Source organism: Pseudomonas fluorescens (assembly GCF_012974785.1).
GTDB classification, from domain to species: domain Bacteria; phylum Pseudomonadota; class Gammaproteobacteria; order Pseudomonadales; family Pseudomonadaceae; genus Aquipseudomonas; species Aquipseudomonas fluorescens_BT.
In genome coordinates, this window is the sequence record NZ_CP027561.1 from 3,746,381 (window position 1) to 3,768,864 (window position 22,484).

Annotated in this window: 20 protein-coding genes; 13 read left to right on the forward strand and 7 right to left on the reverse strand. The window is 61.6% G+C overall.

Annotation, left to right across the window (positions count from 1 at the left end):
• The first annotated feature begins 1 nt into the window (after position 1).
• From tssC to C6Y56_RS16795, 10 genes are all read left to right on the forward strand, one after another.
• Entirely contained in the window at positions 2-1,486 is a 1,485-nt protein-coding gene (tssC, locus tag C6Y56_RS16750; protein WP_169430826.1) for a type VI secretion system contractile sheath large subunit, read from the forward strand.
• 77 nt (positions 1,487-1,563) lie between these two features.
• Positions 1,564-2,061, forward strand: coding sequence for an Hcp family type VI secretion system effector (locus C6Y56_RS16755; protein ID WP_169430827.1), 498 nt, complete (start codon positions 1,564-1,566; stop codon positions 2,059-2,061).
• 15 nt (positions 2,062-2,076) lie between these two features.
• Complete coding sequence (gene tssE / locus C6Y56_RS16760; protein ID WP_169430828.1) at positions 2,077-2,520, forward strand: type VI secretion system baseplate subunit TssE; 444 nt, start codon at positions 2,077-2,079, stop codon at positions 2,518-2,520.
• Positions 2,504-4,297 carry a type VI secretion system baseplate subunit TssF gene (gene tssF, locus C6Y56_RS16765; RefSeq protein WP_169430829.1) on the forward strand — a complete coding sequence of 598 codons (1,794 nt, stop codon included), beginning with the start codon at positions 2,504-2,506 and terminating at the stop codon, positions 4,295-4,297. Before tssE ends, tssF begins: the two co-directional genes overlap by 17 nt.
• The gene (gene tssG, locus C6Y56_RS16770) at positions 4,261-5,286 is read left to right on the forward strand and encodes a type VI secretion system baseplate subunit TssG (protein ID WP_169430830.1); all 1,026 of its coding nucleotides are present in this window, start codon (positions 4,261-4,263) and stop codon (positions 5,284-5,286) included. The genes tssF and tssG overlap by 37 nt, the downstream gene beginning before the upstream one ends.
• 1 nt (position 5,287) lies before the next feature.
• Positions 5,288-7,828 (forward strand): type VI secretion system ATPase TssH, encoded by a 2,541-nt coding sequence (tssH, locus tag C6Y56_RS16775; protein ID WP_169430831.1) that lies wholly within the window; start codon positions 5,288-5,290, stop codon positions 7,826-7,828.
• A gap of 37 nt (positions 7,829-7,865) precedes the next feature.
• Complete coding sequence (locus C6Y56_RS16780; protein WP_169430832.1) at positions 7,866-8,504, forward strand: YopT-type cysteine protease domain-containing protein; 639 nt, start codon at positions 7,866-7,868, stop codon at positions 8,502-8,504.
• An 82-nt stretch (positions 8,505-8,586) separates the two neighbouring features.
• The gene (locus C6Y56_RS16785; RefSeq protein ID WP_169430833.1) at positions 8,587-9,168 is read left to right on the forward strand and encodes a hypothetical protein; all 582 of its coding nucleotides are present in this window, start codon (positions 8,587-8,589) and stop codon (positions 9,166-9,168) included.
• Between the two features lie 32 nt (positions 9,169-9,200).
• On the forward strand, positions 9,201-11,210 hold the full coding sequence (gene tssI / locus C6Y56_RS16790) for a type VI secretion system tip protein VgrG (protein WP_169430834.1): 2,010 nt from the start codon (positions 9,201-9,203) through the stop codon (positions 11,208-11,210).
• A gap of 12 nt (positions 11,211-11,222) precedes the next feature.
• Positions 11,223-11,765 carry a toxin-antitoxin system YwqK family antitoxin gene (locus tag C6Y56_RS16795; protein ID WP_169430835.1) on the forward strand — a complete coding sequence of 181 codons (543 nt, stop codon included), beginning with the start codon at positions 11,223-11,225 and terminating at the stop codon, positions 11,763-11,765.
• 209 nt (positions 11,766-11,974) lie between these two features.
• Here the strand turns inward: C6Y56_RS16795 and C6Y56_RS16800 are convergent, their stop codons facing one another.
• A complete protein-coding gene (locus C6Y56_RS16800) occupies positions 11,975-12,370 on the reverse strand; it encodes a DUF4280 domain-containing protein (RefSeq protein ID WP_169430836.1) in 396 nt (131 codons plus the stop codon).
• Between the two features lie 190 nt (positions 12,371-12,560).
• On the opposite strand from C6Y56_RS16800, the gene C6Y56_RS16805 reads away from it, so the two are divergent.
• Positions 12,561-13,628 carry a phosphotransferase family protein gene (locus C6Y56_RS16805; RefSeq protein ID WP_102622091.1) on the forward strand — a complete coding sequence of 356 codons (1,068 nt, stop codon included), beginning with the start codon at positions 12,561-12,563 and terminating at the stop codon, positions 13,626-13,628.
• 38 nt (positions 13,629-13,666) lie between these two features.
• Positions 13,667-14,434: an SDR family oxidoreductase gene (locus C6Y56_RS16810; protein ID WP_085687598.1), complete on the forward strand. Its 768-nt coding sequence runs from the start codon at positions 13,667-13,669 to the stop codon at positions 14,432-14,434.
• Positions 14,435-14,479: 45 nt separating this feature from the next.
• On the opposite strand, the gene C6Y56_RS16815 is transcribed toward C6Y56_RS16810, so the two are convergent.
• From C6Y56_RS16815 to C6Y56_RS16825, 3 genes are all read right to left on the reverse strand, one after another.
• Entirely contained in the window at positions 14,480-15,133 is a 654-nt protein-coding gene (locus C6Y56_RS16815) for a trimeric intracellular cation channel family protein (protein WP_249314306.1), read from the reverse strand.
• Between the two features lie 920 nt (positions 15,134-16,053).
• The gene (locus C6Y56_RS16820) at positions 16,054-16,296 is read right to left on the reverse strand and encodes a DUF1652 domain-containing protein (protein ID WP_169430837.1); all 243 of its coding nucleotides are present in this window, start codon (positions 16,294-16,296) and stop codon (positions 16,054-16,056) included.
• A 190-nt stretch (positions 16,297-16,486) separates the two neighbouring features.
• Positions 16,487-17,977 (reverse strand): helix-turn-helix transcriptional regulator, encoded by a 1,491-nt coding sequence (locus C6Y56_RS16825; RefSeq protein WP_169430838.1) that lies wholly within the window; start codon positions 17,975-17,977, stop codon positions 16,487-16,489.
• Positions 17,978-18,178: 201 nt separating this feature from the next.
• Between C6Y56_RS16825 and C6Y56_RS16830 the strand changes: the two genes are divergently transcribed.
• Entirely contained in the window at positions 18,179-18,376 is a 198-nt protein-coding gene (locus tag C6Y56_RS16830; protein WP_169430839.1) for a hypothetical protein, read from the forward strand.
• Between the two features lie 160 nt (positions 18,377-18,536).
• Here C6Y56_RS16830 and C6Y56_RS16835 read toward each other — a convergent pair whose 3' ends face one another.
• From C6Y56_RS16835 to C6Y56_RS16845, 3 genes are all read right to left on the reverse strand, one after another.
• Positions 18,537-19,439: a DHH family phosphoesterase gene (locus C6Y56_RS16835; RefSeq protein WP_169432666.1), complete on the reverse strand. Its 903-nt coding sequence runs from the start codon at positions 19,437-19,439 to the stop codon at positions 18,537-18,539.
• A 70-nt stretch (positions 19,440-19,509) separates the two neighbouring features.
• Positions 19,510-20,793 carry a Zn-dependent hydrolase gene (locus C6Y56_RS16840; RefSeq protein WP_007952875.1) on the reverse strand — a complete coding sequence of 428 codons (1,284 nt, stop codon included), beginning with the start codon at positions 20,791-20,793 and terminating at the stop codon, positions 19,510-19,512.
• A 30-nt stretch (positions 20,794-20,823) separates the two neighbouring features.
• Complete coding sequence (locus tag C6Y56_RS16845; protein ID WP_169430840.1) at positions 20,824-22,308, reverse strand: NCS1 family nucleobase:cation symporter-1; 1,485 nt, start codon at positions 22,306-22,308, stop codon at positions 20,824-20,826.
• Positions 22,309-22,484 lie beyond the last annotated feature (176 nt).

Below are 22,484 nucleotides of genomic sequence, written 5' to 3' on the forward strand. Positions count from 1 at the left end.
CATGCCCGCCGCCGCCCAGAATCAAGCCAGCGAAAATGCTGCCGCCGAGACTTTATCCCTGCTTGACCGGATCATCGCCGAGGGCCGCATGGCCCATGACGACAGCCAGCAGGACTACGCCCGCGACATGCTCGCGGAATTCGCCACCCAGGTACTCGACGAAGGCATGGCCATCGACAAGGACACCGTGGCGATGATCAACGACCGCATCAGCCAGATCGACGAGCTGATCAGCGCCCAGCTCAACGAAGTGCTGCATCACCCGGACCTGCAAAAACTCGAAGCGTCCTGGCGTGGCCTGCACATGCTGGTGCAGAACACCGAAACCAGCACCCGGCTGAAACTGCGACTGCTCAACGTGACGCAGAAAGAGCTGCAGAACGACCTGGAAAAAGCCGTCGAATTCGACCAGAGCGCCCTGTTCAAGAAGATCTACGAAGAGGAATACGGCACCTTCGGCGGTCACCCGTTCAGCTTGCTGGTGGGTGACTACACCTTTGGCCGTCACCCGCAGGACATCGGCCTGCTGGAGAAACTGTCGAACGTCGCCGCCGCTGCCCACGCGCCGTTCATTGCCGCCGCCAGCCCGCGCCTGTTCGACATGAACAGCTTCACCGAACTGGCCGTGCCGCGGGACCTGTCGAAGGTCTTCGAGAGTCAGGAACTGATCAAGTGGCGCTCGTTCCGTGAAAGCGAAGACTCGCGCTACGTCTCGCTGGTGCTGCCGCACTTCCTGCTGCGTCTGCCTTACGGCCCGGACACTTCGCCGGTGGAAGGCATCAACTACGTCGAAGACACCAATGGCACCGATCACAGCAAATACCTGTGGGGCAATGCCGCATGGGCGCTGTCGCAACGCATCACCGAAGCCTTTGCCAAGTACGGCTGGTGCGCGGCAATCCGTGGTGCTGAAGGTGGCGGCGCGGTCGAAGGCTTGCCGGCACACACCTTCCGCACCAGTTCCGGCGACCTGTCGCTCAAATGCCCGACTGAAGTGGCGATCACCGACCGCCGCGAGAAGGAACTCAACGACCTCGGCTTCATCGCCCTGTGTCACAAGAAGAACAGCGACATCGCGGTGTTCTTCGGCGGCCAGACCACCAACAAAGCCAAGGTCTACAACACCAACGAGGCCAATGCCAACGCACGCATCTCGGCGATGTTGCCTTACGTGCTCGCGGCATCGCGTTTCGCTCATTATCTGAAGGTGATCATGCGCGACAAGGTCGGCAGCTTCATGACCCGCGACAACGTGCAGACCTACCTCAACAACTGGATCGCCGACTACGTGCTGATCAACGACAACGCACCGCAGGAAATCAAGGCGCAATACCCGCTGCGTGAAGCGCGGGTGGACGTCACCGAAGTCGCCGGCAAACCCGGTGCCTATCGCGCAACCGTGTTCCTGCGGCCGCACTTCCAGCTGGAAGAACTGACGGCATCGATCCGCCTGGTCGCCACGCTGCCGCCTCCGGTAGCCGCCTGACCCGCCTGCGCCCGCAGGATATTCCTGCGGGCGCTCCCCTGTTTGTCTAGCGCGACACCCTTCAGGAGTTACAAGCGATGGATGCAATCATTCTCGACCTCGGCGGCGACATCAAAGGCGACAGCCTGCTCGAGGGCTACAAGGACAAGATCGAAGTCATGTCCTACAGCCACAACGTGGCGATGCAGGTGACCAATGACGTCAGCAACTCGGAGCGCACCTCCGGCCGGCCGCACATCGGTGAATTTACCCTGACCAAGTTCATCGACAGCTCGACCCCTTCGCTCAACGAATATTGCTGCGCCGGCAAGCCGATCCCGGAAGCCAAGATCACCATCGGCCGCAACGCCGCCGAGGGCAGCGGGCAGATCATGCCGTTCATCATCTACACCTTGACCAACGTGGTGATCTCCAACGTCAGCGTCAGTGGCGGCACCGGTGGCAAACCGGTGGAGACGCTTTCTTTGAACTTCACCAAGATCAAATGGGAACTCACCGCGCAAAAAGACGACGGCACCAAGGAAGGCACCGCCGGCACGGTCTGGGACCTGGCCGCGAACAAGGCCGGCAAGTAACCGGACGCAACGGCCATGACAAGCTCGGGAATTCTCCCGCCGCTGTTCGAACGCCTCGCGTCCAGCGAGGCGGACGGCGTGCAGGCGTTCGATCGTCAGAGCCTGCTCGACTCGGTGCACGCCGAACTGGCGCGCCTGTTCAACACCCGCCGTGGCCCGCGCACATTGACGGTGCCCCCCAGCGTGATCGATTACGGCATCGCCGACTGGAGCGCTCTGCAACAGCAGCGCAGCGATGACCGTCGTCGGCTGACGCGGGACATTCGCGAGGCCATCACCCATTTCGAACCGCGCCTGCTGCTGGGCGAGGTTCAGGTCAATCCCCTCCCCGAGCAGCCACAGCGATTGAGCATTCGCCTGCTTGGCGAATTGCGCAGCGGCTCGCAGCACTGGCCGGTGGCCTTTGTCATCGAGCCCGGCAACGAAGGGCTGGAGGTGCGCCATGAGCGACTCGATTGACCCGCAACTGCTCGACTATTACCAACGTGAACTGACCTGGTTGCGCCATGCCGGCAGCCAGTTTGCCGAACGCTATCCGAAAGTCGCGAGGCGGCTGGAGCTGTCTCCCGGTGAATGCCCGGATCCGCACGTCGAGCGATTGCTCGAGGGTTTCGCCCTGCTCGCCGCACGCCTGCAGCGGCGGCTGGATGACGACTACGCCGAGTTCAGCGACGCATTGCTCGAACAGCTTTATCCCTTGGCCATGCGCCCGTTGCCGTCCTGCGCCATCGTCCAGTTCGAACCGGACCCGAGCAAAGGCAACCTCGACGGCGGCTATCCCCTGCCCCGGGACACGCCGCTGTTCGTCACCACCAGCAAGGGCGAAAGCCTTCACTTTCGCACCAATGCCGCCGTGCGTCTGTGGCCGGTCGAAGTCAGCGAAGCCTTGTTGCTGGGAAGCGATGAAGCGCAGGCCCTGACCGGTGTGGCGCAGTGCCGTTCAGCGCTGCGTCTGAGTCTGCGCTGTCTGGGCGACAGCCAGTGGTCGGAGCTGGGTATCGAACACTTGCGCATTCACCTGGCCGCGTCTCCGGTGGTCAACGCCAGTCTCTATGACCTGCTCGGCGCCCACGCGGTGCAGGTACTGGCCGGCTCGCCGGGGAGCATTCCCGCCAGCGTGAAAGGCCTGCCGAGGATCGTCGGTTTTGCAGACGACGAAGCGCTGCTGCCGGACGAAGACGGCGTGCATCCGGGCATGCGCCTGCTGGCCGAGTACTTCGCGTTCCCGGACAAATTCCACTTCTTTGATCTGCCACTGTCCGGCGTTTCGAGTGACAGCCAGACGCTGTACCTCTACATCGTTTTTGACCGAGCCCCGGCCGGTCGCCTGCACTTGCAGGCCAGCGACATCACCCTCGGCTGCGCGCCGGTGATCAACCTGTTTCCGCGCACCTCGGAGCCGCTGCGCCCGGACGGCACCCGCAGCGAGTATCGACTGGTCGCCGACAGCCACCGGGAAAACAGCGTCGAAATTCACAGCATTCGTGGCATCCGCGCCAGCTCCGCCAGCGGTGTGCAACGGCTGCCGGCGTATTTCGGCAGCCAGCACAGCAGCGCTGACCGGCAACGTTACTGGCATGCGCGACGGGTCAACGGGCAGACGCCGAACCGGCTCGGCAGCGATCTTCTGGTCAGCGTCGTCGACACCCGTTTCGAACCGCAGACCGACCTGCCCGATTACAGCCTGACCGCCGAACTGCTGTGCACCAATCGGCATCTGGCCCAGAGCCTGCCCGCCGGTACGCCGCTGGGGTTCGAGCGGCCGGGCCCGGTGGCGTGGGCACGCCTGCGCAATCCGCCGAGCCCGCAGAGTCTGCCGCGACTGAACGGCGATTCGCGCTGGCGGCTGGTGTCGCAACTGACCCTCAATCATCTGTCGCTGGTCGAAGGGCCGCAGGCGCTGGATGCACTGAAGGAAATCCTCACCCTGCACAACCTGCGCGATGAGGCCAGCGCCCTGCGCCAGATTGAAGGTCTGGTGAGCCTCGGTTGCGAGCGGGTGATCGGCCATGTCGGCGCCGACGCCTGGCGCGGCTGGCGCAACGGACTTGAAGTGCAACTGCAGCTCGATCCACAGCATTTCGTCGGCAGCAGCGCAGTGCTGTTCTCAGCGGTGCTCGCGCAGTTCTTTTCGGTGTACGCCACCGCCAATCGCTTTGTGCGCACGGTGCTCATGCAGGCAGACAAGGAGGTCAAGGCATGGCAACCCCAAGCCGGCATGCCTCTGTCGCTCTGACCCTCAGCCAGCGCCTGCGCCGTGATCCGCAGGCGTTCGAATGGTTGCAGGCGTTGCTGTTGCTGGAGCGCGAACAGCCGCAGGCCGACTCCCTCGGTTCGGGTACATCGCCACAGGCCGAAGCGCTGAAATTGCGCGGGCCGTTGACCCCCTTGTTCGCCGCCAGCCAGATCGAAAGCCTGGAGGAAATCCCCGGTGAACCGCTGACCCTGAACTCGCCGATGTTCGGCCTCGGCGGCCCCGACGGCCCGCTGCCTTACGCCTATCAGGAATGGCTGCAACAACGGGCGCGAGCCAAGGATCATGCGCCCGCCGAGTTCCTCGACCTGTTCCAGCATCGGTTGCTGAGCCTGCTGTACAAGGTGATGCGCAAACACCGGATCGCCCTCGGTTTCACCACGCCCGGCGCCTCGCCGGTGCAGGCGCAACTTCGGGCGCTGACCGGGTTGTTGCCCAAATCCCTGCAAGAGCGCCAGGCAATTCCCGACTGCGCCGTTCTGGCCTGCACGGCGTTGTACGCCGATGGCCGTCGGTCGTTGGCCGGATTCGCGGCGATTGTCCGCGAGCAATTTGCCGTGGCGGTGGAACTGAGCGCCTATGAAGGGGCGTGGCGTGAGATTCCACGTGCCAGCCGCAGCGTCATGAAGGCGGGGGGACGCAATCTGCAACTCGGCCGCAGCGCTGTCGCCGGTACTCGGGTGTGGGATGAACACGCCGGGATTCGCCTGACGCTCGGGCCATTGTCTTCGGCGCAGGCCGGACGCTTTCTGCCGGACGGCGAAACGCATCCGGCGCTGGCGAGCCTCGCTGCACTGTATTTCGGCCCGGATCTGGACGTGAAACTGGTGCTGTTGGTGCGCGGTGCCGGGCCGCTGCAACTCGGCCGACAAACTCCGGCCCTGTTGAGCTGGAACGGTGGCCTGCAACGCCAGACCAGCCTGGCCGTGCAACGGATCGAAACCCGCCTGCGTCAGCTGGAGATCACCTGAAATGGAACTGGCCAGCCTGATCGGACGCCTCAACCCGGACAACCGCCGCGCCCTCGAACGTGCCGCGCAACGGTGCTTGCAGCGCGGACATCACTTTGTCGAGATCGAGCATCTGTTGCTGGAGTTGCTGGATATCGAGGGCGGCGATTTTGCCTTTCTGCTGCCGCGTTTTGGATTGGAGCGTGATGCGCTGACGGCGGAGATCAACAAGGCGCTGGACCTGTTCAAGGCTGGCAGCACGCGCACGCCGGCGTTGTCTTCGCACACCCTGGGATTGCTGGAAGACGCCGTGGTACAGGCCAGTGTGTTGGGCGTCGAGAGTATTCGTTCCGGGCTGTTGTTGCTGGCGCTGATCGACCGTGACGAGCGCCGCAGCTTATTGCTCAACAGTGCTTCGTCGCTGCTGAGAATTCCGAAAGAAGCGTTGCGCGCAAACCTGCTGGAATGGACGGAAAACTCCCGGGAGCACGTTGGCCCGCGCTCTGTATCTTCGGGGAGTCCAACACCACGGCAAGACTCGGTGCTCGATCAATACACCCAGGATCTGACCGCCGATGCTCACGCCGGGCGCATTGACCCGATTGTCGGTCGCGACGGCGAGATTCGTCAGTGCATCGACATTCTTCTGAGACGCCGGCAGAACAACCCGATTCTGGTCGGTGCGCCGGGCGTTGGCAAAACCGCTGTGGTCGAAGGCCTGGCGCTGCGCATCGCCGCCGGGGACGTGCCGCCGTCGTTACAGGAAGTCAGTTTGCGGGTGCTCGATCTCGGTCTGTTGCAGGCCGGGGCCGGGGTCAAAGGCGAATTTGAACAGCGGCTCAAAGGTGTGATCGACGCGGTTCGCAGCGCCGACAAGCCGATCATTCTGTTCATCGACGAGGCCCACACGCTGATCGGCGCTGGCGGTGCCGAAGGCGGCAGCGACGCGGCCAACTTGCTCAAACCCGCGCTGGCCCGAGGTGAATTGCGCACGTTGGCCGCCACGACCTGGATGGAATATAAAAAGTATTTCGAAAAAGACCCGGCCCTCGCCCGCCGCTTTCAGTTGGTGCAAGTGGAAGAGCCGGACGAAATCACCGCCGTGGAAATGCTCCGTGGCGTGGCAGCAAAACTGGAACAGCACCACGGGGTGCAAGTGCTGGACGCGGCGATCCACGAAGCGGTGAAACTCTCCCATCGCTACATCTCCGGTCGCCAGCTGCCGGACAAGGCCATCAGCGTCCTCGACACCGCCTGCGCCCGGGTCGCCCTCGGTCAGCACGACGTGCCGCCACCGCTGGAGAGCCTGCGCCATCGCCAGCAAAGCCTGAAAGAAGAAGTCGAACGCCTGCGCCGCGAACAGGCCACCGGGCTGGATCATCGCGAGCGCATCACCTTGCTGGAAAGCGAATCGAAGACCAACGTCCAGGCCATCCGCGAACTGGAAACCCGCTGGAGCGAAGAACGCGTGGCCGTGCGCGAACTGCTCGACACCCGCCGCGAACTGCTCGACCTCAGCGAACGCGCCGACAGCGACAAGCCCGACGAAGCCACCGACAGCCGCATCGATCATCTGGCCGCCGAACTGCTGCGCCTGGAGGCCGGGCTCGATGCGATTCGTCAGGACGACCCGCTGGTGCCCGAACAGGTGGACAGCAAGACCGTCGCGGCTGTTATTGCAGGCTGGACCGGTATCCCCGTCGGCAAAATGCTTGCCGACGAAGCTCATGCCGTGCGCACCCTCGGACAGCGCATGGGCTTGCGTGTGATGGGCCAGACCACGGCGCTCTCGACCATCGCGCAGCGCCTACAGGCCTACCGCGCCGGACTGACCGACCCGCAGAAACCGGTTGGCGTGTTCCTGCTGGTTGGACCTACGGGCGTTGGTAAAACCGAAACCGCGTATGCACTGGCGGATGCCTTGTATGGCGGCGAACGCAACCTGATCAGCATCAACCTTTCCGAATATCAGGAAGCCCATACCGTCAGCCAACTCAAGGGCGCCCCTCCAGGTTACGTCGGTTACGGCAGTGGCGGCGTACTGACGGAAGCGGTACGGCGCAAACCGTATTCGGTGGTGTTGCTGGATGAAATCGAGAAGGCGCACCCGGATGTTCTGGAAGCGTTTTACAACGTGTTCGACAAAGGTTTGATGGAAGACGGGACGGGGCTGGTTGTCGACTTCAAGAACACCGTAATGCTCGCCACCAGTAACGTCGGGGCTGAACTGTTGCTCGACACTCCCGCGTCACACATCGGCTCTGAAGCCTTCACCGAGGCGCTGCACAAAGTCCTTTTGCAAGCCTTCCGCCCGGCGTTTCTGGCACGCATGACGGTGGTCGCCTATCGACCGCTGGATGAAACAACGCTGGAAGGGATTGTGCTGGCGAAGCTGGAAAAACTGCGGGGCCGCTACAAGGCAGCGACCGGCAAACAGTTCGAGTTCGATTCGGGAATCGTTAAAGCAGTGCTCGCCAAGTGCAGTGCGGCGGGTGCGCGGGATGTCGAGAACGTGTTGATGACGCAGGTGACGGGGAAGTTGGCGGAGTGGGTGTTGGAGTAGCTGTGCGCGAGCGCATCGCCGGAAACAGGGAGGCAACATGAGCTACAAGGCCATATGCGACAAAATCGACGGACATGGCGAAGGCATCTACAACTTCGGTCAGTCCAGCTTTCTTTTGCTCGTCGCCGACAACCGGGACGGCATCTGCCGGGGTGTCAGCACCGCATGGCTCATCGCCAAGAAAAAAGGCAACGACTACCTCAAGGACATCGTCAAGCCAACGATGAAAACCGGACTGCTGCACGAACAGAAGACGGCGCGCCAGGCCTCGGACTTCCAGTCAGAGTATGTGGACATCAGCGGCGATACGCCCGGATCCCCGTCAGCCGCGACCCTGGGGGCATTGAGAACCGGCGGGGTGGGATCGCTGGGCCAGACAAAAGCGGAAACCTACCAGAGCTTCGCCACTGCCGGTAAAGCCATCGGCGAGTTCGTGCTCACCTCGTCTTGTCGCTACTTCATTCTGTCGATCAAAGGCATGCTCGGCGGGCATTCCGTGGCCTTTTACCGACCTTGGGTACTGTTTGGCAAAAGCAGCAGCTGCGTATTTTTCGATCCCAATTTTGGCGAATTCAAGCTGGAGGGTGCCCAAGGCGTAGCCCTTTGCATGGATGCGGTCGCAACGGCTTACAAACAGGGTCTGTCGACGGGTTATCGACTTTGGGGTTTCAGCTGAAAAGCACTTTATAAGGGGACAGACTAATTTTTGTTGCCGCCTGTTGACGACGCGAACAGAAAGAATCCCAGCGGAGATTGCCATGGCAGAGATACATAAAGTCGGTCGTTACTCAGGAGGCAATGTCGCAATGACAGGAACAAACCCGCTATACGCCAACTGGCTGGCGGCCAATCACGCCACCAACGGAGGGACGATTCCTGACTTGGCCACCATCTGCCATGAATCCTCTTCAACTCGCCGAGCCTTGGCCGGCTCGGGCGCCTCCCATGGAACCTGTTTTGCCGTCGTCGAACACTTTGATGCCTCACGCGGCGTACTGATGTACAAATTCGGCGACAGTGCGCTGAAACTGGACCTTCTCGGAAACTACACAACAACAACCAAAAAAGTCGTCACAACCCTTCGCGGGCACGCTGAAATCAGTGCGTTGGTTCAGGCGATCAACAGTGTTGCGCTCCCTGACGGTGATTACAGCAACTTCGTTACACGTATCTATATCGAACTCAGCCCCTGCCCGCTTTGTGGGCCGCAACTCGAGCCTTACATTAGAAACTCGGTGGTGATGTACAGCTACGTTTATGGAAACGAGAGAGAGATGGATGGGTGGGTCAGTGACAACCAGGCTGCAATCCATGGGAAAGGCGGTACGTTCAGGTGGTGAGCTTTTTCTCTACCAACAGCTGAGGTCAGCTCATGCCCCGGTCTACCGACAGCAACACCACCCTGTCCCTCACCGCCACCGCGCTGTCGGCGCTTTACCCTGATTCGCTGTCCGGCGACGAGGCGCTCAACGTTCTGGGCTCGCAAACCCTCAACGGGCTCAACGACGGCACTTCTCTGACCCTGACCAGCGCCATCGCCACCCACGTCACCACCACCCTGCACAACGATGCGCAGTTGCGCCCGTTCGACGCTCTGGTCGCCGAGATCCGCCAGCTCCCCGCCGATGCCACCGCCGAGCGCTATCAACTGGTTCTAAGGCCATGGCTCTGGTGGCTGACCCTGGCCAGCAACAACCGCGTATTCCAGAACCTCGCCACCTCCGACATTGTCACCACAATCTTCAAGGCCCACGGTTTCACCGATTTCAAACTCTCGCTGACCGGAAGCTACGCACCCAGGGAATACTGCGTGCAGTATGGCGAGAGCGATTTCGCTTTCGTCTCACGGCTACTGGAAGAGGAAGGCATCTTCTGGTTCTTCACCCACGAGGACGGCAAGCACACGCTGGTGCTGGGTGACAGCAATGATGCTTTCGTACAGATCCCCAACGGGCCGAAGGTCAAATATCTAGGCCAGCAAATGGGCGAGCGCGAGCTGCACGGCATCCGTTCGGGCCAGGTGTGTCTGCAAGCGGTGGCCGGCGTGTACAAGGCGACGGATTACGAGTTCACCACGCCGACCACCTCGCTCTACGGTCAGGCCGAAGCCGTGGCCGGGCCGCGTTCGATCTATGAGCATCCCGGCGGTTACAACGCCAAGGCCCGGGGCGATGCGTTGACCAAGCAGCGGGTCGACGGGCTGCGCAGCGAGGAGAAACGTTTTGTCGGCGAAAGCGACTGCCGCTGGCTGATTCCGGGTCACTGGTTCACCCTCGACGGCCACGAAGACGCAAGCCTGAACATCGATTGGGTCATCACGCGGGTCACCCACGACGCCAGTCATGAAAACTATCGCAACCGCTTCGAGGCGATCCCCAAGGCCACGCCCTTTCGCCCGCAACGCCTCACACCCAAACCGCGCATGCATCCGCAAACCGCCATCGTCGTCGGCAAGTCCGGCGAGGAAATCTGGACCGATGAATACGGCCGGATCAAGTTGCAGTTCCCTTGGGATCGCGACGGCAAGAACGATGAAACCAGTTCCTGCTGGGTGCGTGTGGTGCTGCCCTGGAGCGGCAAGGGGTTCGGCATGCAGTTTGTGCCGCGCATCGGTCAGGAGGTGATCGTGACCTTTATCGACGGCGACCCGGACCGGCCGCTGGTCACCGGTTGTGTGTACAACGGCGACAACGCCCTGCCCTATGCCTTGCCGGCGAACCAAACCCAGTCGGGAATCAAGACCCAGTCGTCCAAGGGCGGCGGCGGTTTCAACGAGCTGCGTTTCGAGGACAAGAAGGATGCCGAAGAGGTGTTCCTGCAAGCGCAGAAAGACCTGAAGATCAACGTACTCAACGACACCACCGCCACCGTCGGCCACGACGAAACCCTCACGGTGCAGAACGCCCGCACCCGCACCGTCAAGGACGGCGACGAAACGGTCACGCTGGAGAAAGGCAAACGCAGCGTGACGATCCAGACCGGCAGCGACAGCCTTGATGTGAAGGACAGCCGCACGGTGAAGGTCGGCGCCGATCAGAACCACAGTACCGGCGGCAATTACACCGACAAGGTCACCGGCGACTACAGCCTGACGGTGGACGGCAACCTGACGATCAAGGTCAGCGGCACTCTTACGCTGCAAAGCGGCGGCAGTTTCACGATCAAGAGCGGCGCGGATCTGGCGACCTCCGCCAGCACCTCGATCACCCAGAAGGCCGGCACCGCCATGACCAATCAGGCCGGTACCTCGCTGGACAACAAGGCCGGGACGACGCTGACCAACGACGCCGGCATCAGCCTGACCAACAAGGGCGCCGCCTCACAGACCGTGGACGGCGGCGGCATGCTGACCATCAAGGGCGGGCTGGTGCAGGTCAACTGACAAGGAGAAGCCATGGCGATCACACCGCTGGATCTGCAGCAGGATGACAAACACCTCAAGGGGCGTCTGCAGGACGGTCAGCTCGATGGCCCGTTGAGTATCAAGGATGACGGGCGCCAGCAGGCGGATCTGAAATACAGTCAGGGTCAATTGCAGGGTACGTGCCTGCTCTACCACCCCAACGGCAAGGTCTCGGCACAGATGCCGTTCGTGCGCGACAAACTGCAAGGCATCGCCAGTTTCTATGCGCCCGAAGGCTGGCTGCAGCGCAAGGCGACCTATCGGCGCGGGTTATTGCATGGCGAGGCGTTCAATTACTTTCCCGACGGGCAAGTGGCGGAGGCCGAGGTCTATCGCGATGGCGTGCGCGAGGGGCGTTATCAGCGCTTTCATCCCAACGGCAAACCGGCGGTGGACGCGCGATATTTGAATGGGCAATTGATGGAGCCGGAGCAAGGGTTCGCCGAGGACGGGCGGCCGCTGGATGCCGATGGCAAGCCGATTTCCCGGGTGCGCTGGTGGTTTCGCAAATGGACGGATCCGCAGCAGGCCTGAAAAGCCCCTCACCCTAGCCCTCTCCCAAAGGGAGAGGGAACCGATTGGGGGATATTGGCGAATTACACCGACGTGAAAGATTTGCGCTGAATCCATAATCGACTCGGTCGTTCAGGTCGATGTAGGGCGAATGACACCTCGGTCAGCTCCCTCTCCCTCCGGGAGAGGGCTGGGGTGAGGGCCATGGATTTAACGACAAGCAAAGAAGCTCAGGGAATCAACATCTGCATCTGCCCAGGCATCACGATTTTGATCACCCCCGCCCAGTTGCACATCAACGTACTGTTGGCATCGATCGCCGGCATCCCGCCCAGCAGCAGGGTCGGTGCGCCGCCGGGGATCCACGGCGTGGCGGTGGCGGGAATGCACGGCATCGGTGTCAGTACGCCCAGCGCCGCAGCCGTGGCAGCGGCGACCATCGGATTGGCCATGCTCATGCACATGCCGAACGGGGTGACATTGACCAGCGGAATGTGATCCATGATGTTCGCCGCCGGCATCCCGCCGGTCAGCGTGCGGTTGACCGGCAGCACGTTGAGCACCGCCGGCGCGGCGCCGAAACTGCATTGCAGGGTAGCGCTGGCACAGACTTGCGGGCAGCCCATTTCAAAGCTCCTGTGTGAACAAGGCATACGCGCTAAACCTTAGTCGCCTGCGGCCCGCCGCGCACATTCCCAAAGGTGATTATCGTCCAACACGCTAACCTATAAGACCGAGCCGCGCTTGTGACCACCCGAGCGCGCCATTAGATTAGCCAATGATGTCTGGCCTCCAAAATAAGCAGAAGGGATAAGCATGGCGCTTACTGACCAGTCCACCCGTATCCGCTCTGGCGAAGAACTCGATGCCAGTCTGATCGATCCGTACCTCAAGGCGCACATTCCGGGCCTGACCGGCACGCCGCAGATCAGCCAGTTTCCCGGCGGCGCGTCGAACCTGACCTACCTGCTGGAATACCCGGACCAGGAATTCGTCCTGCGCCGGCCGCCGTTCGGCCACAAGGCCAAGTCCGCCCACGACATGGGCCGCGAATTCCGCATCCTCAACCAGTTGCGCGACGGTTTCCCGTATTGCCCGAAAGCCTACGTGCACTGCACCGACGAATCGGTGATCGGCGCCGAGTTCTACGTGATGGAACGGGTCAAGGGCATCATCCTGCGCTCTGACCTGCCGCCGGAACTGGGCCTGGACTCGGCGAAAACCGAGGCGCTGTGCAAGAGCTTCATCGACCGTTTCGTCGAGCTGCACCGGGTCGATTACAACGCCTGCGGCCTCGGTGATCTGGGCAAGCCTGAAGGCTACGTCGCGCGCCAGATCAAAGGCTGGAGCGAACGCTACGAGAAAGCCCTGACCCCGGACGCTCCGCACTGGGAAAAGGTCAAGGCCTGGCTCAACGACAAGATGCCGGCCGACCACCCGACCTCCAGCATCGTCCACAACGACTACCGCTTCGACAACGTCATCCTCGACCCGAACAACCCGATGCAGATCATCGGCGTGCTCGACTGGGAATTGACCACCCTCGGCGATCCGCTGATGGACCTGGGCAACACCCTCGCCTACTGGATCCAGGCCGACGACCCGGCACCGGTGCAACTGATGCGCCGCCAGCCGAGCCACGCCCCGGGCATGCTGACCCGCCGCGAATTCGTCGACTATTACGCCGAGCGTTCGGGCATCCAGATCGACAATTTCGACTTCTACTACACCTACGGCCTGTTCCGTCTGGCCGGCATCGTGCAGCAGATCTACTACCGCTTCTTTCATGGCCAGACCCAGGACAAACGCTTCGCGCAGTTCATTCACATGAACAAACTGCTGGAGCACATGAGCCTGCAGGTCATTGCCAAATCCAGCCTCTGATGACGGCGTTATAACAAGGCTCACTACAAGGGAATCCCATGTCCAAGACTCAGTTGTTCGACCTCGACGGCAAGATCGCTTTCGTCTCCGGCGCCAGCCGCGGCATCGGTGAAGCCATCGCCAAACTGCTGGCCCAGCAAGGCGCCCACGTCATCGTTTCGAGCCGCAAACTCGAAGGCTGCCAGCACGTAGCCGATGCCATCATCGCCGCTGGCGGCAAAGCCACAGCGGTCGCCTGCCACATCGGCGAAATGGAACAGATCAGCCAGGTCTTCGCCGGGATCAAGGAACAGTTCGGGCGCCTGGACATCCTGGTCAACAACGCCGCGACCAACCCGCAGTTCTGCAACGTGCTGGACACCGACCTCGGCGCCTTCCAGAAAACCGTCGACGTGAACATCCGTGGCTACTTCTTCATGTCGGTGGAAGCCGGCAAGCTGATGCGCGAAAACGGCGGCGGCAGCATCATCAACGTGGCGTCGATCAACGGCATTTCCCCGGGGATCTTCCAGGGCATCTACTCGGTGACCAAGGCCGCCGTGATCAATATGACCAAAGTCTTCGCCAAGGAATGCGCGCAATTCGGCATCCGCTGCAACGCCCTGCTGCCGGGCCTGACCGACACCAAATTCGCCTCGGCGCTGGTGAAGAACGATGCGATCCTGAAACAGGCCCTGACGCAGATCCCGCTCAAACGCGTAGCCGACCCGAGCGAAATGGCCGGCGCCGTGCTGTACCTGGCGAGCGACGCCTCGAGCTACACCACCGGCGTATCGTTGAACGTGGACGGCGGTTTCCTGTCCTGATCCGCCGCTGATGCAAAAGAAAAGGCAGCCCAAGGGCTGCCTTTTTCATGCCTCCAGAACCTTCGGCAACTGCCAGCCGAAATGCACCGACAACAACCGCAACAACAGACACGCCGCCCCCGCCAGCAACGCAGCCGCCACCGGCGACACACCCAGCCTGCGCCCGACGATCAATACCGCCGCGCCGACAAACGCCGAGCTGGCATACAGATCCGCCTGCAACACCACCGGCACCCGCGCCAGCACCATGTCCCGCAGCACCCCGCCACCGACACCGGTAATCGTGCCCATCAGCATGGACACAAACGGCGAGATCCCGAAATTCAACGCCTTCTGCACCCCGGCCACGGCAAACAGCGCCAACCCAGCCGCGTCCAGCACGATCAGGGTCGAACCGGACCAGCCCAGCACCTGCTCATGAAAAACAAACGCCACCCCGCCCATGGCAAACGCCAGCGCCGGGTAACGCCAGTCCGCTACAGCCTTGGGCGGCGTAGCACCGATCAACAGATCGCGGGTCACCCCGCCACCGAGTGCGACGATGAAGGCAATCACCATCACCCCGAGCAGATCGAGCTGACTGCGCATCGCCGTAATCGCGCCTTCAACCGCAAACACCGCCGTACCGACCAGGTCGGCCACCAGCACAATCCACTCGACCCGCGCCTGCAACGGCGCCCGGGTTATTGAGTGACGCAACGGGTCTTGGTGATGTGTCGAGTCACTTGCCCGTCGGCATAGGCATCACCGGCGACCTCGGTATTTTCCATGACCTGACAAGTCCGCTCAGGTGGCGGAGGCGGCGCGGCCGGCGGAGGGGGTGGTGGACTGGCGCAACCACTGAGCAGCACCAGACCGAACGCCGACAACAACGAAAAACACACGCGTTTCCCAGGATTGTTCATAGGATGACCCGCGATGAATGGAAGAAAACTCCCGTCGCCGAGCAGGACAACGCCCGGTTATGGAAACCGAACCACTCATTCCTTATAGACCAGTGGGGGTGAGTGCCAGTGAAATGGTGGGATTGGGGGAATTGGCTGTCGATTTTGGGGTGGGTTTGCTGAGTGGATCGTGGAGGCCGAAAGATTTTGGACAACCTTTATAACCAGCCCTCACCCTAACCCTCTCCCGGAGGGAGAGGGACTGACCGTGTTGTTTGGGAAAGGTACACCGACGTGACATACCGAGGTGAACCCGGGTCTTAAAAAGCAAACATCCCGCACCTGCCTTTGCCTTTGCTTCCACCACTCAACACGATGAGCGTTAGCTCGAGTACCGCTTTTGATCGCAGGGCCCGTCGGCAGGCTGAGTGGAGGGATTGATCCGGGGGTGGGAGCGCAGCGACCGTTTGGCGAAGCCAAACACATCGAGAGGAGGTGCAGCGAAGCAAACCGTAGGCGATGCCCCCGGATCAATCCCGGAGCGAAGGAACCCGAGCCACAGCGAGGGCCGTACGTCAGGGTAAAGACTTTTTGGTTACTTTTGGCTGGGCCGGCATTCCGGGCGTTTGTCAAAAGTGACCCGCTGTAAGAGCGGAACCGCCAGCCGCAACACCCGAAGAAACGGATACACACCCAAACCCAAAAACAGCATGGTCGGCCCAAAGGCCGCCAAGCTCAACTGGGCGAGCGCAAAGAATTGCTCTCAAGCTCATACCGCAATTCATCAATCAAGGCATCCACCGCCTCATCGGTACGCAAGGCCCCCAGACTCAACCCGCTAATCACCAGATCAACCTCCCCGGAAGCCGGGTGATACAGCTTCACCGTCAGCGAATGATCCCCATCCACCACACACTCACAAGCCAACGGCGAAAAACTACACTCAAGCCGAGCCCGCAACCGCGCCAGATAAATCATCGCGCCAGCTCCGACAATCGACGCATCACGCCAGGTTCAATAACAAACAACACATTCATGGTCAGATCCATTAACAACGACGGAAGGAACACGATCACGAACAAAACCCGCATCGCACCCCAACAGACTAAGAACAGCCCGCCCCGTCAGACACCCGAATTTGCACCCCATGAACTAGTGCATTTGCACCTTATCGCTGTCCCCTGCTACTGCTTGAGAACAACCCGCGCTCGCGAGCCCAGACAATCGCCTCGCTGCGACTGTGCACATCCAGCTTCGAATACACCGTCGCCACATGGTTGCGCACCGTGTTCGGCGCCAGCTTCAACCGCGCAGCAATCTCCTTGTCCGCCAGCCCCTCACAGATCAGCCCCAGCACATCGCGTTCGCGGGCCGTGAGATCAGTGAACGAAACGCTAGGCAGTTGCGGCGAGTTGATCTTCTTCACATTGGCCAGTTTTTCGATCAGCGTCCGGCTGAACCACGACGCATCCTTCATCACCTCTTCAATCGCCGCCACCAGCTCAAGCTCGGTGCGCTTGCGTTCGGTGATGTCCATCAGCACCAGCAGATAGCACACCGTGTCCTGAATGCTGACGGTGTCGGCGGACACCGCGCACTCCAGCAGCTCGGCGTCTTTCCTGCGGATCCGCATATCGACGCGATCGACCCGGCCGGTCTTCTCCAGCGCCGCCAGCAGCCGGGCGCGTTCCGCCGGTTCATCGATGAAATCCAGTTGCGCGACTGTCTTGCCAAGAACCTCGTCGCTTTCGTAAGCCAGGGTATCGAGAAAGGCCTGATTGACGTCGATCAGCCGCTGCTCGTCGGCGCTGCAAATCAGGATCGGCACCGGCGTCAGGCGAAAGGCCTTGGCAAACCGTTCCTCACTCTGACGCAAGGCGACTTCGGCCTTATGACGCAGCTCCATGTCGACAAACGAAAACAGCATGCAATCCTCGTCGTTAAGCACCAGCGGCTGCCCCGCGACGATCACCTGCTTGCTGCCGCCGTCCGGCAGACGCAATTCAGCCTGCATCTGCGGAATGGTCGCGACATCGCGCAGGCGCTGGATCGCCAGGTCCTTGCGCTCGGCCTGTTCGAGAATATCCAGCTCATAGGTCGAGGCGCCGATCACCTGATCGCGGGTGTAACCAGTCATCTCCAGAAACCCCGGATTGACCTTGATGTAACGCAGGTCGCTGAGGCGGCAGATCACCGCCGGTGCGGGGTTGGCGTTGAAGGTTTTTTCGAAGCGCTGTTCGGCATTGGCCCAATCGGTGACGTCGCTCATGATCAGCACCAGCGACTCGATATCGCCATCGCGATCGGTCAAGACCATGCTGCGCACGCTGTGCATCCAGGTGCGTTCTTCATCGCTGCGCGGAGAAACTTCCACCAGCACATCGCAGAACGTTTCACCGGTCGCCACGCGGCTGATCGGGTACTGCTCCGGTGTCAGCGTGTGGTTGTTGCGATACCGCAGGTTGAAGCGCTCGACGTATTCCCCGGCGTTGTTGCCCAGCTCGCCGATCCGGCTGACGCCATGCATCGCCAGCGCGGCTTCGTTGGCCCAGAGAATCGTCTGGTCGAGTTCCAGCAGAATCACCCCGTCGGACAGGCCGGCAATGATTTGCTGCAACTGACGGCGGTTGGTTTCGGTGGTCAGGACGTCCCGGCTCATTGGTTCTCCACAAGTTCGCGCATGTGAAGTTTACGACCGCAGGCCGTTGTGATCGTGCCGACAATCTCGGACACGCCGCAATCTCTGTGATCCGTAAGGGTGCGCGGGCATTCGCGCGCCGACGGTTTCTCGACTAACGTTATTACCTCATCGGATTGAGCCCCTGCCAGCCACACCGGGCTCTTGATCAAGGAGAGACTGATGACATCCCGCCGCCTCATCGAACAGACCTATCGCACCTGGTCCAGCCCCATCCTGCTGGAGCTGAAAAAGCGCGAGCACGAGATGGCGCCGGCCGAACGTCAGGCGCTCGAGAATGTGCTGGTGGAAAGACGATTGCTGGACGTTGGCAACCCGAACGGCAGTAACCGTCGCAAGGGTTCGGCGATCAAGGAATAACACCTCCCCGGCCGGTACAAAAAACTGTGGGAGCGGCTCGCTCCCGCAGCTGCCCGGCTACAGGATATTGGCCGAAGCCTGCAACCCTGCCAGCTTGTCAGGGTTACGCATGATGAAGATCCGGTTCACCTGCCCCCGCTTTATAACCCTCCCGCGCTGACTATAAAGAAAGCTTCAGCAGTTCCTTGCGCAGCATTGAAGGCTCTAGAACGGCTATTTCAGCGTGCCAGTCGAGTGACAACAAATGGCTCAGCTTCTTTTGGGAGACCAGGGTTTTGGCCAGCAGACAGCTTTTTCGGTCGCGGATGCTGATGAGGTTCAACAGCCAGTCATCGCCCTGCCCGGCCATCCATTCGTTGATCGTCGAACGATGCCTTTCGAGCAAAGCGTTGGCATCCCATACCGTCATTTGAGCGAAGACCTGCGGCAGGAGGCTGTCGGGTTTCATCCGTTTCAAGTCTGCGGCCAATGCGGCGCAGATGTCTGATTCGATAGCGGTCTGGCATTCAAGGAAATATTGCTCGGGCCAGTCCGCTGTGAGTTTCCCGTGGGGCACGAGCTCGGCGTAGGCATCGATATCCGCCACCGTGGTCATCTGCCCGGTGAAATTCAGTGTGTTGTCCAGAATCGCCGTGGCCAGCAGCGCGGCGCTTTGTTTGCTGATACTCGACAGCGATCCTGCGGCTTTCCAGCACTGGAAAACCTGCGTCGCCGCCGCGCCGATCGGGCGAATGTCGGCGGCAGCTCCGAGTATCCGCGCCCAGTATCCTTCGAAGCCCGGATGATGGTCGATGACTTCTACCACTCGTTCGAGTGCGACCAACGGATCGAAGTGGTGGTAATCGGAGACATCGACCAGCACGAATTCATCGCTGGATGTCGGGCGGTAATCGTCTAGAACAGCGCCCCAGCCGAGCACGGTTTTCGAAACGCTGGCGTTGGGTTTCGCACTGCTGACGGCGCGGGCGGGAACGCCTTGCAGGTTGAGCAATTCGGCGTAGGCGATGCAGCAGGCGTAGGCATCGATGTCCAGATACGCCGAGCCTGAGGTGATGACTTTGATGGGCGACATTGCGCGTCCCTGACTTCCTTTTCAGGGCGGCAACGTCGCACGAACAGATGACAGTTTGAAGTCAGGCGGCCCGCTGTCCTCCCGCCACCGCCGCCGAAGCTGCCAGCATCGCGCGAAGCAACACCGCACACCCGGCCGCCAGATCGTCCGGCGCGGCGTTTTCGATTTCGTTGTGGCTGATGCCGCCTTCGCACGGCACGAAGATCATCCCGGCCGGGCCCAGTTCGGCGAGGAAAATCGCGTCGTGGCCGGCGCCGCTGACGATGTCCATGTGCGACAGGCCCAGCCCCTTGGCGGCGCCGCGCACGGCTTCGACGCAGCCCTTTTCGAAGTAAAGCGGCGGGAAGTCGGCGGTCGGGGTCAACTCGTAGGTCAGGCCGTGTTCTTCGCAGGTCGCTTCGATGACTTGCTTGACCTCGGCGATCATCGAGTCGAGGCGCGCCGGTTCCAGGTGCCGGAAGTCGAGGGTCATGCGCACTTCGCCAGGAATGACGTTGCGCGAACCGGGATAGGCTTGCAGGCAACCGACCGTGCCGCAGGCGTGGGGTTGATGACCGAGCGCTGCACGATTGACTGCACCGACAATCACCGAGGCGCCGACCAGGGCGTCCTTGCGCAGGTGCATCGGGGTCGGCCCGGCGTGGGCTTCGACGCCGCGCAGTTTCAGGTCGAACCACTTCTGCCCCAGTGCGCCGAGTACCACACCAATGGTCTTCTGCTCGTCTTCCAGAATCGGGCCTTGTTCGATGTGCGCTTCGAAATAGGCGCCGACCTTGTGCCCGCTGACCTTGCGCGGCCCGGCGTAGCCGATGGCGTTCAGTGCTTCGCCGACCGTTACGCCGTCGGCATCGACCTTGGCCAGGGTTTCTTCGAGGGTGAATTTTTCCGCGAACACGCCGGAACCCATCATGCACGGGGCGAAGCGCGAGCCTTCTTCGTTGGTCCAGACCACCACTTCCAGCGGCGCCTCGGTTTCCACGCCAAGGTCGTTGAGGGTGCGCAGCACTTCAACGCCGGCGAGCACGCCGAAGCAGCCGTCGAACTTGCCGCCGGTGGGCTGGGTGTCGATGTGGCTGCCGGTCATCACCGGTGGCAGGTTCGGGTTACGGCCGGGGCGACGGGCGAAAATGTTGCCGACTTCATCGACCGTGACGCTGCAACCGGCGTCCTTGCACCACTGCACGAACAGGTCGCGGGCCTGGCGGTCGAGGTCGGTCAGGGCCAGGCGACAGACCCCGCCCTTGACGGTGGCGCCGAGCTTGGCCAGCTCCATGAGCGACGCCCACAAGCGGTCGCGGTTGATGTGCTGATGGGTCGATTGCAGAACGTCTACGGCTGCGTTCATGGGGATCTCCTCAGGCAGTTCTTATGGGAATTACAACGGCGATTTGACGGCCACCGGCGTCGCACGCATCGCGCACAACCCGTAATAGATCAACCCGCCCAGCGCCGAACCGGTGAACCAGCCGTAGCTGTAGAACCAGCTGAACGCGCTGCTGCCCAGCGACAGCAGGGTCAGCACCACCGGCACGCCGAACGCGATGAATCCGGCCCGGTTCCACGCCGGGTAGACGTCGTCGCGGTACAGGCCGGCCAGGTCCAGTTGCTGTTTCTTGATCAGGAAATAGTCCACCACCATGATCCCGGCGATCGGCCCGAGCAGGCTGGAATAGCCCAGCAGCCAGTTCGAATACACGGTTTCCAGACTGAGGTCGGAGACGATCCAGCCGAGTTTTTTCAGCAGTTCATGGCCCATCAGCGCCAGCCCGACGAACCCCGTGAGGATCACCGCTTTGGTGCGGTTGATGACCTTGGGCGCGATGTTCTGGAAGTCGTTGGTTGGCGAGACGATGTTGGCGGCGGTGTTGGTCGACAGCGTGGCGATGATGATCAGCGCCATGGCCACCGCGACCCAAACCGGGCTCTGGATATGGCCGATCAAAGTCACCGGATCGGAAACGCTGACACCCACCAGTTTCACCGACGCGGCGGTCATCACCACGCCCAGCGCGGCAAACAGGAACATGGTCAGCGGCAGGCCGAAAATCTGCCCGAGGATCTGATCCTTCTGGCTGCGGGCATAACGGCTGAAATCGGGAATGTTCAGCGACAGAGTGGCCCAGAAACCGACCATCGCCGTCAGCCCGGCGGCGAAGTAACTGACCACGCTCGCGCCTTCGGGACGCTTCGGCGGAATCGCCAGCAATTCAGTCATCGACACATTAGGCATGGCCCACACCAGCAGCCCGATGCCGACCGCCACCAGCAACGGCGCCGACAGGGTTTCCAGCCATTTGATCGACTCGGCGCCGCGGATCACCACCCACAGGTTCAGCGCCCAGAAGATCATGAAACCGATCACCTCCCCCGTCCCGCCAAGAGATTTCCAGCCCTCGAACACCGAGCCGAGAAACAGGTGAATCGCCAGCCCGCCGAACATGGTCTGGATGCCGAACCAGCCGCACGCCACCAGCGCGCGGATCAGGCACGGCACGTTGGAGCCGAGAATCCCGAACGACGAGCGCAGCAGTACCGGAAACGGAATCCCGTACTTGGTGCCGGGAAACGCGTTGAGCGTGAGAGGAATCAGGACGATGACGTTGGCAAACAGAATCGCCAGCAGCGCCTCACCGACGGTCAAACCGAAATACGCGGTGAGCACGCCGCCCAGGGTGTAAGTCGGCACGCAGATCGACATGCCGACCCACAGCGCGGTGATGTGCCACTTGTTCCAGGTTCGTTCGCGCACCTTGGTCGGTGCCATGTCGTGGTTGTAACGGGGACTGTCGAGGACGTCGCTGCCGGCTTCGAGTTCGAACAAGCCGTCGCGCTCGGTCACTTGCGATCTGTTCTGTTGCATGGCCGCTCCACTGTTCTTCTGATTATTTTTTTGCTCATCAGGCGGCTGCACACGCAGGTGCGAGCCGGACGATGGCCGGAGGAACTGACAACTTTCATGCACCGGCCAAGGTGTCAGCGGCGGCATCAATAAACGTGCCGGGTGCTCCGCTTTCGCATCGGGCCGTGCGTTTGGCT

Bases quoted from the DNA above. Each gene is read 5' to 3' on its own strand.
- tssI (WP_169430834.1), top strand. From the start codon at position 9,201: ATGCCCCGGTCTACCGACAGCAACACCACCCTGTCCCTCACCGCCACC.
- C6Y56_RS16820 (WP_169430837.1), bottom strand. From the start codon at position 16,296: ATGATTTATCTGGCGCGGTTGCGGGCTCGGCTTGAGTGTAGTTTTTCG.
- C6Y56_RS16785 (WP_169430833.1), top strand. From the start codon at position 8,587: ATGGCAGAGATACATAAAGTCGGTCGTTACTCAGGAGGCAATGTCGCA.
- C6Y56_RS16800 (WP_169430836.1), bottom strand. From the start codon at position 12,370: ATGGGCTGCCCGCAAGTCTGTGCCAGCGCTACCCTGCAATGCAGTTTC.
- C6Y56_RS16825 (WP_169430838.1), bottom strand. From the start codon at position 17,977: ATGAGCCGGGACGTCCTGACCACCGAAACCAACCGCCGTCAGTTGCAG.
- C6Y56_RS16840 (WP_007952875.1), bottom strand. From the start codon at position 20,793: ATGAACGCAGCCGTAGACGTTCTGCAATCGACCCATCAGCACATCAAC.
- tssC (WP_169430826.1), top strand. From the start codon at position 2: ATGCCCGCCGCCGCCCAGAATCAAGCCAGCGAAAATGCTGCCGCCGAG.
- C6Y56_RS16810 (WP_085687598.1), top strand. From the start codon at position 13,667: ATGTCCAAGACTCAGTTGTTCGACCTCGACGGCAAGATCGCTTTCGTC.
- C6Y56_RS16780 (WP_169430832.1), top strand. From the start codon at position 7,866: ATGAGCTACAAGGCCATATGCGACAAAATCGACGGACATGGCGAAGGC.
- C6Y56_RS16805 (WP_102622091.1), top strand. From the start codon at position 12,561: ATGGCGCTTACTGACCAGTCCACCCGTATCCGCTCTGGCGAAGAACTC.
- C6Y56_RS16755 (WP_169430827.1), top strand. From the start codon at position 1,564: ATGGATGCAATCATTCTCGACCTCGGCGGCGACATCAAAGGCGACAGC.
- tssE (WP_169430828.1), top strand. From the start codon at position 2,077: ATGACAAGCTCGGGAATTCTCCCGCCGCTGTTCGAACGCCTCGCGTCC.
- tssG (WP_169430830.1), top strand. From the start codon at position 4,261: ATGGCAACCCCAAGCCGGCATGCCTCTGTCGCTCTGACCCTCAGCCAG.
- tssF (WP_169430829.1), top strand. From the start codon at position 2,504: ATGAGCGACTCGATTGACCCGCAACTGCTCGACTATTACCAACGTGAA.
- C6Y56_RS16795 (WP_169430835.1), top strand. From the start codon at position 11,223: ATGGCGATCACACCGCTGGATCTGCAGCAGGATGACAAACACCTCAAG.
- tssH (WP_169430831.1), top strand. From the start codon at position 5,288: ATGGAACTGGCCAGCCTGATCGGACGCCTCAACCCGGACAACCGCCGC.
- C6Y56_RS16845 (WP_169430840.1), bottom strand. From the start codon at position 22,308: ATGCAACAGAACAGATCGCAAGTGACCGAGCGCGACGGCTTGTTCGAA.
- C6Y56_RS16830 (WP_169430839.1), top strand. From the start codon at position 18,179: ATGACATCCCGCCGCCTCATCGAACAGACCTATCGCACCTGGTCCAGC.